The sequence below is a fragment of the Candidatus Kuenenbacteria bacterium HGW-Kuenenbacteria-1 genome, assembly GCA_002839745.1.
In the GTDB taxonomy this organism is placed as follows: Bacteria; Patescibacteriota; Patescibacteriia; order UBA2591; family PGYQ01; genus PGYQ01.
The window spans coordinates 1-13,087 of record PGYQ01000017.1 but is presented as its reverse complement, the minus strand read 5'-3'; the positions used below and the strand labels follow the sequence as shown (position 1 = coordinate 13,087).

Annotated in this window: 14 protein-coding genes and 1 tRNA gene; 12 read left to right on the top strand and 3 right to left on the bottom strand. The window is 26.3% G+C overall.

Annotated elements, in window-relative coordinates:
* The 4 genes from CVV26_03045 to CVV26_03030 all read left to right on the top strand — a co-directional run.
* Positions 1-1,125, top strand: a 1,125-nt coding sequence (locus CVV26_03045; protein ID PKL72103.1) for a hypothetical protein, incomplete at its 5' end; no start/stop codon positions are given.
* Positions 1,082-1,516 (top strand): hypothetical protein, encoded by a 435-nt coding sequence (locus CVV26_03040; protein ID PKL72102.1) that lies wholly within the window; start codon positions 1,082-1,084, stop codon positions 1,514-1,516. The genes CVV26_03045 and CVV26_03040, both read left to right, overlap by 44 nt.
* Positions 1,517-1,617: 101 nt before the next feature.
* Positions 1,618-2,274, top strand: a complete 657-nt coding sequence (locus CVV26_03035) for a hypothetical protein (protein PKL72101.1) — start codon at positions 1,618-1,620, stop codon at positions 2,272-2,274.
* A gap of 133 nt (positions 2,275-2,407) precedes the next feature.
* Entirely contained in the window at positions 2,408-3,685 is a 1,278-nt protein-coding gene (locus tag CVV26_03030) for an aminoacetone oxidase family FAD-binding enzyme (protein ID PKL72100.1), read from the top strand.
* Between the two features lie 14 nt (positions 3,686-3,699).
* Here the strand turns inward: CVV26_03030 and CVV26_03025 are convergent, their stop codons facing one another.
* Positions 3,700-5,808 carry an ATP-dependent DNA helicase RecG gene (locus CVV26_03025; GenBank protein ID PKL72099.1) on the bottom strand — a complete coding sequence of 703 codons (2,109 nt, stop codon included), beginning with the start codon at positions 5,806-5,808 and terminating at the stop codon, positions 3,700-3,702.
* A gap of 229 nt (positions 5,809-6,037) precedes the next feature.
* Between CVV26_03025 and CVV26_03020 the strand changes: the two genes are divergently transcribed.
* From CVV26_03020 to CVV26_02985, 8 genes are all read left to right on the top strand, one after another.
* A tRNA-Ala gene (locus CVV26_03020) sits at positions 6,038-6,114 on the top strand.
* Positions 6,115-6,306: 192 nt separating this feature from the next.
* Positions 6,307-7,251: a hypothetical protein gene (locus CVV26_03015; protein PKL72098.1), complete on the top strand. Its 945-nt coding sequence runs from the start codon at positions 6,307-6,309 to the stop codon at positions 7,249-7,251.
* 153 nt (positions 7,252-7,404) lie between these two features.
* Entirely contained in the window at positions 7,405-7,689 is a 285-nt protein-coding gene (locus CVV26_03010) for a hypothetical protein (GenBank protein ID PKL72097.1), read from the top strand.
* Positions 7,690-7,984: 295 nt separating this feature from the next.
* Positions 7,985-8,416: a hypothetical protein gene (locus tag CVV26_03005; protein ID PKL72096.1), complete on the top strand. Its 432-nt coding sequence runs from the start codon at positions 7,985-7,987 to the stop codon at positions 8,414-8,416.
* 154 nt (positions 8,417-8,570) lie between these two features.
* A complete protein-coding gene (locus CVV26_03000) occupies positions 8,571-8,777 on the top strand; it encodes a hypothetical protein (protein ID PKL72095.1) in 207 nt (68 codons plus the stop codon).
* Positions 8,753-9,241, top strand: a complete 489-nt coding sequence (locus CVV26_02995; GenBank protein ID PKL72094.1) for a hypothetical protein — start codon at positions 8,753-8,755, stop codon at positions 9,239-9,241. The genes CVV26_03000 and CVV26_02995 overlap by 25 nt, the downstream gene beginning before the upstream one ends.
* Positions 9,242-9,372: 131 nt before the next feature.
* Complete coding sequence (locus tag CVV26_02990) at positions 9,373-9,924, top strand: hypothetical protein (GenBank protein ID PKL72093.1); 552 nt, start codon at positions 9,373-9,375, stop codon at positions 9,922-9,924.
* Positions 9,921-10,640: a ComF family protein gene (locus tag CVV26_02985; GenBank protein ID PKL72092.1), complete on the top strand. Its 720-nt coding sequence runs from the start codon at positions 9,921-9,923 to the stop codon at positions 10,638-10,640. The genes CVV26_02990 and CVV26_02985 overlap by 4 nt, the downstream gene beginning before the upstream one ends.
* Positions 10,641-10,661: 21 nt before the next feature.
* Here the strand turns inward: CVV26_02985 and CVV26_02980 are convergent, their stop codons facing one another.
* Together CVV26_02980 and CVV26_02975 are read right to left on the bottom strand one after the other, a co-directional pair.
* Positions 10,662-11,366 (bottom strand): RNA pseudouridine synthase, encoded by a 705-nt coding sequence (locus CVV26_02980; GenBank protein ID PKL72091.1) that lies wholly within the window; start codon positions 11,364-11,366, stop codon positions 10,662-10,664.
* Positions 11,367-11,391: 25 nt separating this feature from the next.
* Positions 11,392-12,909, bottom strand: coding sequence for a hypothetical protein (locus CVV26_02975; GenBank protein PKL72090.1), 1,518 nt, complete (start codon positions 12,907-12,909; stop codon positions 11,392-11,394).
* Positions 12,910-13,087 lie beyond the last annotated feature (178 nt).

Genomic DNA, 13,087 nt, shown 5'->3' with positions numbered 1-13,087 from the left:
GGATTTTATAATAATATTTTGAAATTTTATAAAAAAGAAGATTTTGAAACTAAAGAAAAAATTATTTCAACTTTTCCTTCAGAATCTCCTTACAAAATTTATAATATAAAATATTGGTGGTCTGATAAATGGGGCGCTGAAGATTATGAACGAGATTATGATTTTTCGCGTTTATTTTTTGAGCAATTTCAAAAATTAAATTTAGATGTGCCACATCCAGCCATCACTCATTATTTAAAAGGAGTTATTGATTCTCCTTATACGATTTCTATTCTTTATTCAAAAAATTGTTATTTAGCCACTCTTTGTTCTTGTTTAGAAAATGTTCATTATTCTAGTTGGTCTGGTTTTTGTAAAGATTCTATGGAATTAGATAATGTCACAAAATCTCAAATATGTTCCGAATTAATTAGTTGTAATAATTGCTATAATTGCCATTTTTGTCAAGAATGTCGTCAATGTATTGATAGTTATTTTCTTTATTCTTGCAAAAATTGTCAAAATTGTTTTGGTTGTACAAATTTAAGACATAAATCTTATTGTTTTTTTAATGAACAATTTTCAAAAGAAGAATATTTAGAAAAAATAAAAACGATAAATTTAGGGAACAGAGAAATTTTAGAAGAATATAAAGAAAAATTTGAAGAATTATTTAAAAATACTTTCAGACAAAATTTAAATAATGGCAGACAAAATCTTAATTGTTTGGGTGATCAATTATATGGAGCAAAAAATTGTTTTCAAGTTTTTAGAGCTGTGAAAGGAGTTGAAAATGTTCGCTATAGTACTGATATGGCTTTAGGCATAAAAGACGGTATGGATCTTTATATTGCTTGTCCAAAAGTCTCTCTAGGTTATGAATTAATAGAAATTGTTGAAAGTAATAATATTAAATTTTCATTTTTTGGTCACAATAATTTAGAAATTGAATATTGTATTGGTTGTTATAATTGTCAAAATTGTTTTGGCTGTGTTGGTCTTCGCAATAAATCGTGTTATATTTTTAATAAGCAATATTTAAAAGAAAAATATTATAAATTTTTAGATAAAATTAAAACTAAAATGCTTAAAGATAAAGAATATGGAGAATTTTTTTTCTTTATCTCAAAGTTTACATCCTTATAATGACACTTATGCTCAAATTGAGTTTCCTTTAACAAAAGAAGAAGTTTTAAAAAATAATTGGCAATGGCAAGATGATCTAAAAACACCATCAGACTTATTAGGTTTAGAATTAATTGAAGCAAAAGACGTGCCAAAAGACATTAAAGATGTTGATGATTCTATTTTAAATAAAGCCATTATTTGCGAAACAACTAGCAAACCATTTAGAGTTATTAACCCCGAATTGGAATTTTATCGTCAACATAATTTACCAATTCCAACAAAACGTCCTTTTCAAAGAATGTTAGAAAGATTTCAAAAAAGAAATCCATCAAAATTATGGAACGCGATTTGTTCAAAATGTGGCAATAAAATGCAGACTTCTTATTCTCCAGAAAAACAAAAGAATTAAAAATTTATTGCGAAAAATGCTATCTGAACGAGGTAGTTTAAAAATGTACAGGGTTGAACCCCGTACATTTCTATAAACTATTAGAATCTAAAATCTATTTTATGAATTTTATTTCAAAAAAAATTTCAACAGAAACATTGGGAGAAAAATTAAAAAAAACAAGAGAAGAAAAGAAAATGGATTTATCAAAAATAGAAGAAATAACAGGAATACAGATTAAATATCTAGTGGCTTTAGAAAAAGGAGATTACCATGAAATCCATGGAGAAATTTATTTAAAAAATTTTTTAAAAACCTACGCCCAAGTATTAAATCTAAATTTAGAAGAAATTTTTAATTTATATCAAACAGAACAAGAAATTTTAAATAAATTTAATCCTAATATTTTTCCCGAAATAAAAAATAAAACTCGCCTATTATTTATTCCAAATATTTTTAAAAAAAGTTTGATTGTAATTTTTTTAATAATTCTTTTGTGTTATATAGTTTTTGAAGTAAATAATATTATTAGCCCTCCAAAATTAATAATCCAAGAACCAATAGATAATTTAACTATTTCCGAATCAATTATTAATGTGATAGGGAAAACGGAAATTAATTCAAATGTAATGATTAATGAACAAGAAGTTTTAAAAAATAGCGATGGGAGTTTTAATAAAACAATTAATCTTCAAGCGGGTTTGAATTCAATTAAAATTTCTGCTCAAAAAAAACACAGTAGGGAGACAATTAAATATAGGAATATAATGGTGAAATAAATAAATAGCCAGATATACTTTTATGAACGGTTTCAAATATGTTTTGGAAGTTAATGCTGGTTTTGTTTTAAAAAACAAAATTCAAATTGGTGAAAAATTAATTTTTTAATTTAAATATAAAATAATTAATTTTATGGGAAAATTTTTAGAAACATTTGATGTGGCAGTGATTGGTGGTGGTCCAGCAGGGATTATGGCAGCAGGCAGAGCGGCGGAATTAGGCGCCAAAGTAATCCTTTTAGAAAAAAATAAAACTCTTGCTCAAAAACTACTTCTTACTGGCAATGGCCGATGCAATCTTACACAAAATCAATTAGATAATCGAAAATTCGTGAAAAAAATTGGTTTAAATGGAAAATTTTTATTTTCATCTTTATCTCGTTTTGGTCCCAAAAAAACAATGCAATTTTTTAAATCTAAAAATTTATTACTTAAAATAGAAGAAGATGAAAGAGTTTTTCCAAAATCTGATTGCGCAAAAGATGTATTAAAAATTTTGCAAAAATATCTTGAAACACAAAAAGTAAAAATTTTTTATGAAGCTGATATTATTAATTTTAAATTAAAAAATAAACAAATTAAAAAAATAAAGCTTGTTTTAAGTAAAGCCAAAGGATTAAAAAATGGGATCATTCAGGCGCGCAATTATATTATTGCCACAGGAGGGAAATCTTATCCAATCACTGGATCAACAGGCGATGGTTATCAATGGTTAAAAAAAATGGGCCATACTATTATTGATATTGCTCCAGCACTTGTTCCTATAAAAATTAAAGAAAATTGGATAAAAGATTTGCAAGGATTGAGTTTTAAAAACATTGCAATTAATATTTTTCAAAATAACAAAAAAAAGGTCACTTATTTCGGCGAAATGATTTTTACTCATTTTGGATTAAGCGGTCCAATTATTCTTAATGCTAGCAAAGAAATTGGAGAATTTCTTAAAAAAGGAAAAGTTGAAATTAAAATTGATTTCAAACCAACACTTAATTTTCAACAACTTGACGAGCAATTACAAAATGATTTTCAACGAAATGCTAATAAAAATTTTGAAAATTATTTATGCAAACTTTTTCCTAAAAAAATGATCAGCATAATAATTAAACTATTAGAAATTAATGCTAATAAAAAAATTAATGCTATTACAAAAGAAGAACGAAAAAATTTAATCAATTTTTTAAAAGAAACTAAAATATCAGTATTGGGATTAATGGGATATGATCAAGCAATTATAACCAGTGGTGGTATTAATTTAAAAGAAGTGGATTCAAAAACAATGCGATCAAAAATTATTGATAATTTATTTTTTGCTGGTGAAATTTTAGATCTTGATGGTCCAACTGGTGGATACAATCTTCAAATTTGTTGGAGCACTGGTTATACTGCAGGAACTTATGCTAGTATTAAATAATTTTTTAATTTAAATTAATAATTTTCAATTTTCAATTTTTTTATTTTATCTTTTAAGTTAGGTAAATTTTTTAATTCTTGATCTTGGTCAAGAATTTTTTTTGCCCAATTTCGAGCATTTTGAATTATTGAATAATCAGTTAAGCGAGCGATTTTTAAAAATGATAAATAACCTGATTGTTGGGCAGAACAAGATTTTGTTAAAGAATAAAGTTCACCTGGCCCTCTAATTTCTAAATCTTTTTCAGCTAACTCAAAAGAATTTTTAGCAGTTAATAAAGTTTGTAATCGTTTTTTTGTTTTTATTCCTGAAGTTTCTGAAAAAAGAAAACAATAAGATTGCTGTTCGCCCCGACCAACACGACCTCGAAATTGATAAAGTTGGGCCAAGCCAAATCGTTCCGCACTTTCAATCATTATTACTGAAGCATTGGGTATATCAATGCCGACTTCTATAACAGAAGTGCTGACTAAAATATTAATTTTGTTTTTTAAAAAATCTTGCATTGTGCTTTCTTTTTCTTTTACTTTTAATTTTCCATGTATTAATCCAATTTTAAAATCAGGGAAAATAGTTTTTCTTAATTTTTCATATTCAGTTGTCGCCGATTTAACTCCTAATTTATCTGATTCATTAATAAGAGGGCAAAGAACAAAAATTTGCCTTCCTTTTTTAATTTCATTTTTAATAAAATCATAAGCCAATTGTCTATTTTTTGAATCTACAATTTTAGTAATAATTTTTTTTCTTTGTTCAGGTAATTCATCAATAATTGATAAATCTAAATCTCCATATAAGACCAAAGCCAAAGAACGTGGGATTGGCGTTGCAGTCATTGAAAGAAAATGGGGAATAAACTTTTGTGTTTTATTTTGCGTTATTAATTTTGTCCTTTGTTCAACACCAAAACGATGTTGCTCGTCAATAATAATTAATCCTAAATTTTTAATTTTTATATTTTCTTGAATTAAACTATGCGTACCAATAATTATATCCGCATTATCTATTATATTTTGTTTTTTTGTTTTATTTTTTTTGAAAATTGGATCCTCTAGCTGACGGAGAAAATTGAAAATTTGTTTATTACTTCTAGTTATTAATCCAATTTTAATATTAAAATTAGCCAATAATTGACAAATGTTATTAAAGTGCTGTTGAGCCAAAATTTCCGTTGGCACCATTAAAACAGATTGATAGCCATTTAAAAAAATATTGAGCATCGTTATTATTGCGATAATTGTTTTGCCAGAACCCACTTCACCCTCTAATAATCTATTCATTGGCTTATTTTTTTGTAAATCTTTTAAGATTTGCCAAGCTGATTTTTTTTGCGCGTCAGTTAATTGAAAAGATAAAGATTGAACAAAAGTTTTTGTTTCTGCTTCTTTAAAATTAATTTTTATTGCTTTATTTTTTTCTAAAATCTTTTTTGATTGTTGTGTTTGAATTTGAATAAGAAATAATTCATCAAATTTTAAACGTTCTATAGCTTGTTCTAATTTTATTTTATCGTTCGGAAAATGAATTTGTTGTAAGGCATCAGTTAAATCAGGAAAACTTAAATTTTTTTTAATTTCTTCTGGCAACCAATCTCTAATTTCTTTGGTTAATGGAATGATAAATTTAATCAAAAATCGTATTTGTTTTTGTGTTAAATTTTCTGTAGTTGGATAAATAGGTACTAGACGACCGGTGTGAATTGCTTCTTTTTTCCATAATGAAACTTTTTCATAAGAAGGATTTGTTATTTGTAATCCATTGAAATTATATTCAACTTTACCAGAAAAATAAAATTCATCGCCTATTTTTAAAGTCTTTATTAAAAATGGTTGATTAAACCAAATAATTTTTATATGATCAGTTTGATCAGAAACCAATGCCTCAGTAATAACCATTTTTTTTATAGATGAACGTTTATTAGAAATTAATTTAATAAACGCTTTGATTGTGGTTATTGAGTTTGCTTGAAGATTATTGATTGTAGAAATTTGTGTAAAATCATCATAACGAAAGGGGAAATAAAAAAGCAGATCTTCTGCTTTTTCTAAACCAAGTTTTTTAAATTTATTAGCTGTTACCTTGCCAATTTTATTTAATTGAGAAATAGGAGTAGAAAGAATCATAAAATAAACAAAACATAAATGGGATTAAGAGGATTTGAACCTTTGACATCCTAATGGACATCAGATTGCTAAAATCAATTGAGCTACAAGTCCCTTTTATAATTTTTATAATTTCTTGAATATTTTTTAAATTAATGCGATAATATAAAAGATATAAATTTTCATTCATTGATTTTTATTTTTTAAGTATACATTTAATTTAAAATTTTAAAAAATTTATTTTTATTATGGGCCCGTAGTTCAGCTGGTTAGAATGCCTGCTTTGCAAGCAGGAGGTCAGCGGTTCGAATCCGCTCGGGTCCACCATATTAAATTAGTCGCCTCGCTCGGCACGGTTGGGATATTCTACCCAAAAAAATAAAAAAAGCTAGACACACTTTTATGAACGGTCCCGTTTTCTTTTCGTTTTCTTTTCTTTCTTTTCTTTTCGTTTTCCTTTTCTTTTCTTCTTTTCTTCTCTCCTAATGTCGCTCAGAAAACGATTAAAAAATTATAACTATGCCAATTTTATTTGATTCATTAATGCTTTTATTTTTGTTTGTCGCCTTGGGCTGGTCGGCTAATTTTGCCGTAAAAAATATCAAGTACCTCGGCGCTGTCTTGAAAATTCGCCTGTTTGCTTTTGGAATTCTACTCGGAATAATTACCTCATTGCCAGAATTATCTTTAGGCATTAACGCCACCATTGACCAAGCCACCACTTTATCTGTTGGCAATTTACTTGGTGGCGTAATCGTTATGCTGGGTCTTATTTTGGGCATCAGTCTGTTGCTTAATCGCAAAATTAAAACCGACGGCCGTTTATCATCATTGATTCCGACTGTTTTGGTTATTTTCTCTCCGATTTTATTTGGAATTGACGGCAAATACGGCTTATTTGATGGTTTAATAATGGTCGGTTTATATCTCGGTCTTATTTTTTATCTATTCCGTTTGAATCATTTCAGCAATCATGTCTATATCAAAATCGTCGATAAAAATAAAGTCATTAAATCAACTATTTTTGCCATCGCTAGTGTCATTGGAATTCTAATCGCTTCTCACTGGATAGTTAAAATAACATTAGATTTGTTAAATTATATTCAAGTCAGCCAATTGGTAATTGGGCTTATTATTTTTTCCATCGGCACGAATCTGCCGGAAATAAGCGTAGCTATTACTTCCTGGCGCAAAAAATCATCCGAGCTTTCTTTAAGTCATCTTTTAAGTTCATCTTTCACCAACGTATTGGTTTTAGGGATTTTAGCACTTCTTCGTCCGATTATTTTTGATACAAATTTGGCCTATTGGATCGTGGCCCTATTTTTGGGAGTTATCCTTGTATTATTCACTAATTTTTATTATAGCGACAAAAAAATGGATCGGCGCGAGGGCGCTATCTTATTTGCAGGGTATGTGTTATTTATAATAGTGAATTTTTATTTGATAAACAGAATCTTGTAAATGAAATGGGCCTTGGCTTCGGGGCATTCCTCCCCAGACCCCACGGTTGGGATATTCTAACCAAAAGATTTGGGTAGGTTGGAGCCTCTGCTCCAACCAAAAAAAAGATGAGAGCAGAGGCTCTCATCTACCCCATAAATTTATTAATTTTTAATAAAATTATTTATAAATATAAACACATTTTATATTTTTTTTAGAACATCCCAACCGTGCCTAGAACCATTACTTCTTGCGATTCAAAAATTAAAAGTGAAATCAGACGAGTGTGTTTATATTGGCGATCAAAAAAATGATATTAAAGCTACGCGAGCCTCAGGAATGAAAATTATTATTTATTCTAAAAATGAATTTAATGACGCCGACGCTTGTACCGGATTATTTACAAATATACCAGAATTAATTTTATCTTTAGATGATCAGCCTACAAATATTATTTAACTGCATCGCAGATTTATATAATTAAAAAATTGCAATATAAAATTAGTAAAGATAATTATTGGCAATAAAATTGTTATTGCCAATAATTTTTAAATGATTATATATATCTTATATAATATGATTATTATGATATAATAATATTAAAAACAATATGATTATAAAAATAAATTATTTTGGCAAAATATATTTTATATAATAAAATCTAAAATTATAATTTATGGAAACAATAAAAAAAGAAAATTTAATAGAAATTTTAGCTCCTCTTAATTTTTAGGGAAAAGACCAAAAAACAGGGATAGAAAGAAAAAATTATCTTAAAAAATTAAGAGAATTAGCAAAATCGAAAGAAGACGCGATAGCTTTAATAGAAGTAAGAAGAGCTGGAAAAACTTTTTTAACAAAACAATTTTTAAAAGAAAAAACAAAAGAAGAAACTTTATATGTTAATTTTGAAGATCCAAAATTAGAGCCTTATCTTTCTTTAAATTTACTTGAAGAAATTTATGAAGCTTATAGAAGTTATATTAATAAAGAAAATTTTGCATGGCTTGTTTTAGACGAAATTCAAAATATTGAAAAATGGGAAAAATGGGTAAGAATAATGCAAAAAAAAGAAAAAGTAAAAATTATTATTACAGGTTCTTCTTCAAAATTATTAAGCGGAGAATTTTCTTCTCTTTTAACTGGCAGTACTTTATTTTTAAAAAACATGGCCTCTTTCTTTTAAAGAATTTTTAAACTTCAAAAAAATAGAACTTCAAAAAAAATATGATTATTTAGCAAAATCCATTCAAATTAAAAGATTACTTTTAGAATATTTAAAATACGGCGGTTTTCCAAAAGTAGTTTTAGAAAAAAATGAAAATTTAAAAAAAGAATATTTGCAAGAAATATTTGAAGGGATAATTTATCGAGATATTATTTCAAGATATAAAATAAAAGACGTTTATTTAATAAAAACAATAGCTGAACTTTCTTTAAATTATTTTTCTTCTTTAATGTCGGCTTCTAAATTGAGAAATATTTTAATTTCTCTTTATAAAAAAAATTTTCTCCAAACTTTATTGTGGAAGTTTTACATTATTTAGAAAACGCTTTTTTGGTTTTTTCTGTGCCAATTTTCTCTTTCAAAATTAAAAATCAACTTTTATATCCTAAAAAAATTTATTGCATTGATTCTGGATTAATAAATATTCTTTCTTTTGGTTTTTCTCAAAACATAGGAAAAATTTATGAAAACTTGGTTTTTTTAGAACTAAAAAGAAATTCTTTTGTTTTTGGTTTTGATATTTTTTATTGGAAAAATAAAATCGATAAAGAAGTGGATTTTGTTATTTTAGAAAAAAGAAAAGTTAAAAAACTTATTCAAGTTTGCTATGAAATAAAAAACGAAAAAACAAAAAATCGAGAAATATCATCTCTTCTAGAAGCCTCAATGGAATTAAAATGTAAAAATTTATTAATTATTACTTCTGATTATGAAAATGAAGAAAAGATAAAGGGTAAGAAAATAAAATTTACTTCACTTTTTAAATTTTTATTAGAAAACTAAACTTGAGGATATTTTTATCACTTAAAGCGTATTTTTATGACAATTTGGGATAACATTTACAAAAATTATCAAAAAGGCGGTGAGGCTTGGGCAAGTCTTTCAAAAAAAAATCATCCATTATTTAAACAATTATGGAAAACTTAATTGAAAAAATTCAAAGCAATGTTGACCTTAAAAATATTTACAATAAAATGTTGGATTATCTTTCCAAAAGAAATTATTCTGAAAAAAAATTAATTCAAAAAATAATAGACCTAAAAAAATATTATCCTTATTCTCAACGCTATCAAAATTATACTAGAGAAAACGCGAAAATCGCCATGGCTTTAGTCAAAGAATATGGCTTTTTAAATGAAAACCAATACGCGCGTAATTTATTGGATTATTTAATTAACAAAAAAGACGGTTTAAGACGGATTAGACAAAAAATGTTAAATCGTTTGATTAAAAAAGAAATTGTTGAAAAAACAATCAATGAATTTCAAAAAAAATCCAAGCAAGATTTAACTCGAATTATTGAACTGACAAAATTAAAACGCGAACAATTGCAAAAAAAATATAAAGGAGATTGGAAAAAAACCGCGCAAATTAACAATAAACTTTATTTATTCATTCAACAAAAAGGATATACAAATGATGAAACAAAAGAAATTTTAAATTTTAATTTTAAAGAAATAGCATGAAAATTTTTAAAAAAATAAAAAAAAATATTGATTTTTTTCTTGACCTGCTTTTTCCGATTGAATGCATTGGTTGCCAAAAAGAAGATATTTGGCTTTGCGAGGAATGTTTTAAAAAAATTAATTTAAATTTAAAAAATTTTTGTCCTTTTTGCGGAAAACCAGCTCGGATGGGATGTATTTGTCAACAATGTTTATCTCGTTCTCCTTTAAAAAATATTTTCATCGCGTCTTTTTATAAAGAAGAGCTTCTTAAAAAAGTTATTCATACTTTTAAATATAAATACATTCGTGATTTAGCAAAACCATTGGGAAAAATTATTATCAATTTTCTTTATCAATCAAAATTAAATTTATTATTTGATAATTCTTATTTTTTAGTTCCTATTTCTCTTCATCGAAAACGTTTATTTGAACGAGGATTTAATCAATCGGAATTATTAGTTCAAATAATTTCTCGAGAATTTAAAATTCCCATATTAAATAATGTTTTAAAAAGAAGACGAAATACAAAATCTCAAACAAAACTCAAAGAAAAAGAAAGAAGAAAAAATATGAAAAATGTTTTCATTTGTTGTCAACCAGAGATTATTAAAAATAAAAATATCATCCTTTTTGATGATATTTTAACAACTGGATCCACTTTAAAAGAAGCAGCCCGTGTTTTAAAAAAAGCCGGTGCTAAAGAAATTATTGGTTTAATTTTAGCTAAAGGTTAGACATTTTTTAATTTTAAAAAACTATAAGTTTATGATACTCATAGTTTTTTTTAATTCTTCTGGTAAATCTTTTTCAAATTCCACCCACTTATTTTCTAAATCAAAAAATCCCAATTTAAAACTATGTAAAAAAATTCTATCTAATTTTATTTTCTTTTTCATTTTTCGTTCCAATCCTTTGTTTCTATAGATTTTATCTCCCAAAATAGGATGGCCAATAAAATTTAAATGTGCCCTAATTTGATGAGTTCGACCTGTTTTAATTCGAACTTTTAAAAAAGTAAAATTCAAAAATCTTTTTAACACTTCGTATTCTGTAATCGCTGTTTTACTTTTATTTTGAGAAAAAACCGTCATTTTAATTTTAGATTTTCTTTTTGAAAAACCAAGAGCTAAATCTATTATTCCTTTTTCTTCTTTAATATCGCCATAAACCAAAGCATAATATTCTTTTTTTACTTTTCGTTCTTTAAATTGTTCCTTAAGATAATCAAATGCTTTTTGAGTTTTAGCAATAACCATTAAACCAGAAACATCTTTATCAAGACGATGAACAATCCCTGGTCGCAATTCTTTATCATCTCCCACATTTTTAATATCAGGATCATATTCTATTAAAAAATCAACCAAGGTATTTTTTTCTTTAAATGTTGTTGGATGAACAATTAATCCACTGGGTTTATTAATGATTAAAAAATTTTTATTTTCTAAAATAATATCAAGCATAAAATAGGTTTTTTTAGGTTTTAACTTAAATCTTATGGCTTATAACTTTTTTTAAAAACTCCTGTGCTTCTTTTTTTGTTTTTATTTCCCCTTTTAATTGGGTTTCTCTTAAAATTTCTAACAATTTACCAATTTGTTGTCCAGAGGGAATATTAAATTTTTTCATTATTTCATGTCCATTTAAAATTGGTTTTGGTAATCGATTTTTTTCTTTATTTAATTTTTTTAAATCCTCAATTCGTCGCACCATTTGATAAAATTTTTTTAAACTAGGTTTACCAACTAACGGAATGCTTGCTAAAGTATCAACAAAATCCAGCTTCAACAAATCTTCGCCAGAATATTTTTCATTAAAAAAATATTTTTCAATAGTGCTGTTCTTTATTTTTTCAATTTCTCCACTAACCATTAATGAATGATTTTCTATTAACCACGCTGCCATTGTTTCGTTGAATTTCGCGCTAGAAAATTTTAATCGCTGAGAAATTTCTTTAAATAGTTGAGCGCCTATTTGGGCATGCCCATTAAATCGAATGCGATCAATGCCATCTTTTCGTGGAGTTTTAATGGTATATGGTTTACCCAAATCATGAAAAAGAACAGCCATAATTAATTCAATTGAATTTTTTTCTTTATTAAATTGTTTTTTAAATCGTTTTAAATCTAAATTTGAAAGCGCTAAACGAGTGTGTATCAAAACATCGCCCTCTTTGTGATATATTTTGGGCTGTAGACATTTTTTCATTTTTAAAATTTCAGGAATTAAATTTTTAAAAATTCCATTTTGTTCGCAAAGATCAAACGCCCTTAATGGCGCGCAATAAAAAGACTTTAAAAATTCCTTGGCAATTGTTTCGTAAGGAATTAGACGTTCATTGTTTAAAGAATTATTAATGCATGGTATTAATTTTTTTATTGCTCGTTCAGTTTTTTCTTCAATTTTAAAATTTAATTGACAAGCAAATCGTATTCCACGCAACATTCGGGAATAATCTTCTTTAAATCGTTGTTCTGGATTGCCCACTGCTCGGATAATTTTTTTCTTTAAATCTTTTTGTCCCTCAAAAAAATCAATTATTTCTTCAACTTTTAACTTTAAATTTTTAACTTTTAACTTTATTGCTAAAGCATTAATTGTAAAATCACGACGACTCAAATCTTTTTCAAGTGAAAGATTGGGATCTGATTGAATATTAAAATCAGTTCGACTGCCAGATCCACCAGAATGTTCAGTGCGTGGCAAAGCAATATCCCATGAATCTTTTTGTGTTTTTATTAAAACGCGCGGAAGAAATTTAAAAACGCCAAATTGTTTTCCTACTAAATTTACTTTTCCAATTTTACTTAAAAATTTTTCCAATTGTTTGGCCTCAACATTTCTAATTAAAAAATCATAATCTATTTGATCTGTTTGTTTTAATAAAATATCTCTCACCGCTCCGCCAACCAAAAAAACTTCCGCTTCTGGAAATTTCTTTGATATTTTTTTAACGAAATTAATGATTTCTTTTTTTTGTTCAATTTTTTGAAAATCTATTTTCATTTTATAATTTTAAATATAAAATATTAATATTTTATATATTGCAATAAAAAATTATTTTTACAATCCTTCAATAAAAGGATTATTATTTTGTGAAACATCTTCCAGTCCTTGATTATCTTGAAAAATTGTTTCATCAGATAAATATTTAGAAAAAGACATTTTATTGTTTTCAAAAATA

What these genes read in the sequence shown, in the direction of transcription:
- CVV26_03040 (PKL72102.1), top strand. Translation starts at nt 1,082, where the DNA reads ATGGAGAATTTTTTTTCTTTATCTCAAAGTTTACATCCTTATAATGAC.
- CVV26_03035 (PKL72101.1), top strand. Translation starts at nt 1,618, where the DNA reads ATGAATTTTATTTCAAAAAAAATTTCAACAGAAACATTGGGAGAAAAA.
- CVV26_03030 (PKL72100.1), top strand. Translation starts at nt 2,408, where the DNA reads ATGGGAAAATTTTTAGAAACATTTGATGTGGCAGTGATTGGTGGTGGT.
- CVV26_03025 (PKL72099.1), bottom strand. Translation starts at nt 5,808, where the DNA reads ATGATTCTTTCTACTCCTATTTCTCAATTAAATAAAATTGGCAAGGTA.
- CVV26_03015 (PKL72098.1), top strand. Translation starts at nt 6,307, where the DNA reads ATGCCAATTTTATTTGATTCATTAATGCTTTTATTTTTGTTTGTCGCC.
- CVV26_02990 (PKL72093.1), top strand. Translation starts at nt 9,373, where the DNA reads ATGGAAAACTTAATTGAAAAAATTCAAAGCAATGTTGACCTTAAAAAT.
- CVV26_02985 (PKL72092.1), top strand. Translation starts at nt 9,921, where the DNA reads ATGAAAATTTTTAAAAAAATAAAAAAAAATATTGATTTTTTTCTTGAC.
- CVV26_02980 (PKL72091.1), bottom strand. Translation starts at nt 11,366, where the DNA reads ATGCTTGATATTATTTTAGAAAATAAAAATTTTTTAATCATTAATAAA.
- CVV26_02975 (PKL72090.1), bottom strand. Translation starts at nt 12,909, where the DNA reads ATGAAAATAGATTTTCAAAAAATTGAACAAAAAAAAGAAATCATTAAT.